Source organism: Candidatus Aquicultor sp., from assembly GCF_054640775.1.
In genome coordinates this window covers 1-3,081 of record NZ_JBTSLF010000263.1, presented here as the reverse complement: position 1 = coordinate 3,081, position 3,081 = coordinate 1, and the positions used below count along the sequence as shown (strand labels likewise).

Annotated in this window: 4 protein-coding genes; 2 read left to right on the top strand and 2 right to left on the bottom strand. The window is 43.1% G+C overall.

All coding sequences use genetic code 11. The features are described from left to right. The coding region (locus tag ACYC56_RS13840) for a Bax inhibitor-1/YccA family protein (RefSeq protein ID WP_461374758.1) at positions 1 to 477 on the top strand (477 nt) is incomplete at its 5' end. Positions 478 to 602: 125 nt separating this feature from the next. Then, positions 603 to 1,484, top strand: a complete 882-nt coding sequence (gene fabD, locus ACYC56_RS13835; RefSeq protein ID WP_461374757.1) for an ACP S-malonyltransferase — start codon at positions 603 to 605, stop codon at positions 1,482 to 1,484. 46 nt (positions 1,485 to 1,530) lie between these two features. Here the strand turns inward: fabD and ACYC56_RS13830 are convergent, their stop codons facing one another. Next, positions 1,531 to 2,787: a competence/damage-inducible protein A gene (locus tag ACYC56_RS13830; RefSeq protein WP_461374756.1), complete on the bottom strand. Its 1,257-nt coding sequence runs from the start codon at positions 2,785 to 2,787 to the stop codon at positions 1,531 to 1,533. Between the two features lie 24 nt (positions 2,788 to 2,811). Beyond that, positions 2,812 to 3,081: universal stress protein (locus ACYC56_RS13825; RefSeq protein WP_461374755.1), on the bottom strand; the 270-nt coding region annotated here is incomplete at its 5' end.

The following is a 3,081-nucleotide window of genomic DNA, read 5'->3' as shown; positions in this document are numbered from 1 at the left end:
GGTTTTAACCGCATGTCAGCTTCAACCCTGCTCCTGGTATTTGTTGTTTACTCCATTCTGATGGGTATGAGCTTAAGCTTTATCTTCTTTATGTATACCCTCCCCTCCATTGCCAAAACTTTTTTAATTACTACCGGCATGTTTGGTTTTATGGCCGTTTTGGGATACACCACAAAAACCGATTTAACAAAGTTTGGCAGCATTATGATGATGGGACTGGTTGGCATTATTATTGCCTCCGTAGTCAATATTTTCATGCAGAGTTCGCAGATGGACTACATCATCAGCTTTATTGGGGTGCTTGTTTTTACAGGCCTTACCGCTTATGACGTTCAAAAACTAAAACGAATAGGAAGTAGTGCTGAGGCTGATAGCGAGAACATGCGCAAAATGACCATTTTCGGGGCACTCACATTATATCTTGATTTCATTAATTTATTCTTATTTTTGCTCAGGTTTTTTGGCAATAGAAAATAATAACAAAAGTGCCTTACTTAACATCGAAATTCAGAAACATCTGATGATTGAAAACTTACTTAACTTATAAAACCCCAAAGTTGACAGTCATCATGTTAATAGATTGATATATAAATCCCTTTTTTATGAACGCGTATGTTTTTCCCGGTCAGGGAGCTCAGTATGTCGGTATGGGCAAAGACCTTTTTGAAAAGTCGCCCAAAGCCAAAGAGATGTTTCAAAAGGCCAACAGCCTTTTAAAATTTAAAATTACTGACATCATGTTTGATGGTACTGAAGACGAACTGAAACAGACCGATGTAACTCAGCCTGCTATCTTTCTTCATTCGGTTGTTTTGGCTGCCCTGTTGGGCGATGATTTTAAACCAGATATGGTAGCAGGGCACTCTTTGGGTGAGTTTAGCGCGCTGGTAGCTATAGGGGTTCTCACTTTTGAAGATGGACTAAAACTGGTAGCAAAAAGAGCCGCGGCCATGCAAAAAGCATGTGAGGTTGAACCATCGACGATGGCTGCCATTCTGGGGTTGCCTGATGAAGAGGTTGAGCGCATTTGTGGAGGCATTCATGATGTTGTTGTCCCCGCAAATTATAACAGTCCGGGGCAGTTAGTGATTTCAGGTTCGGTTGCTGGTATTGAACAAGCCATTGAAAAATGTACCGCTGCAGGTGCCAAAAGAGCCATGATTCTTAAAGTGGGAGGGGCGTTTCATTCTCCTTTGATGGAGCCTGCCCGCATTGAATTGGGTGAAGCTATCAACACAACAAAATTCAATAAAGGAATATGTTCTATCTACCAGAATGTAACCGGACAATCGGTAACCGACCCCGAGATTATAAAAAACAACCTGATAAAACAGTTGACTTCGCCCGTTAGATGGACGAAGACCATGCAAAATATGATTGCTGATGGCGCAAACAATATTGTTGAAGTGGGTCCGGGAACTGTGCTTCAGGGACTATTTAAGAAGATTGACCGTAAGGTGGTAACAATGAGTGCGGGAATTTAAAACAAAAAAGTCGGTAAATGCCGGCTTTTTTGTTTTAACATAATTTTTATTCCATAGTTTGCCTCAATTTCAGCTCAAGGCGTAACATATTGAGGGCCGAAAGGGCTGACCTTCTATTATTTCGACCCCGATGTTCTCCATAATGAAACAGTCGGGATGTTATCCCATCTGATGATGCCATTGCAATCCAAACCGTTCCTACGGGTTTGTCCGGTGTGCCTCCATCCGGTCCGGCGATGCCACTTATGGCAAGCGCATAATCCGAAGAAAACCGATTTAGTGCCCCCATAGCCATGGCTTCGGCAACCTCCTGGCTTACAGCGCCAAATTTAATAATATTTTGCTCGGGAACACCCAAAAGTTCAACTTTTGCTTCATTGGAATAACTTACCACCGAGCCTTTAAAATAAGCCGAACTTCCTGGTATACTGGTAATCAGGTGCGAAAGATAACCTCCTGTACAACTTTCGGCTGCTGAAATGGTCTTGCGTGATTTTTTCAAATAATTACCTACCACTTCCTCCATTGTTAGATCATCATAGCCAAATATCAAATCTGGTATGATAGCGCCTAATTGCCGACATTGCTCATCAACAGCTTCCTTCAGTTGATTGTCCTGATCGCCTGAAACAGAGAGTCGCAACCGCACAATCCCGGGTTGAGGAAGGTAAGCCAGTTTCATGGTTTCAGGCAAAGCCGACTCCCAATCACTGATCAACTCTGCCAACGCTGATTCCCCCATACCATGGGTCATCATTGTTTTATGATAGATGGTTCCGAAAGCCAATTTTTGCTTCAGGCGGGGAATTACTTCATCGGTAATCAGGGACTTCATCTCAAACGGAACACCCGGCAAGGAGACTACTATTTTACCTTCCTTTTCGAACCACATGCCGGGAGCAGTTCCATGAGGATTTACCAAAGGGAGACATTTCTCTGGGATCTCTGCCTGACGTCGATTGACATCCGTCACAGGATAGTTGCGTTTCGCGAACAACTTTTTAATGTGCTCAAAGGTAGGTTGATGGAAGACCATTCTTGAATCAAAATAGGAGGCCAGTGCCGGTTTGGTGATATCATCCTTCGTGGGACCAAGACCGCCGGTCAGTATAACAATCTGACCACGTTCAAGAGCTTCATCAAGCGCTTTCCAAATATGTTCCATTCGATCGCTGATGGCCGTTATCTGAACAACGTTGATGCCATGTTTATTGAGTTCCGAAGCCATCCAACTGGCATTGGTGTTCACAACCTGTCCGATCAGCAATTCGTCTCCAATGCTGATAATTTCGGTAAATATCATGATAGAAAAAGGTTTGATTTAGAATTAGAACGTTAACTCGAAAGTTCCCAACTCGAACGGAGTGATCGACATCACCGCCACTTTCGACATACGGATAATGGACTGGGCAGCCGATCCGAGAAAAAATTCTACCAGTTTGTTCTCTTGTTGTGTCATGATCATAATTAAATCCACATCACCCTGTTCGTCAACATATTGCAATAAACCGGGCACCAGCATCTTCTGACCGCCTTCTGTCTCTATCAACTGGCTGGTGCACCTGATATTTTCATTTTCAATAAAACGTTGCACCTG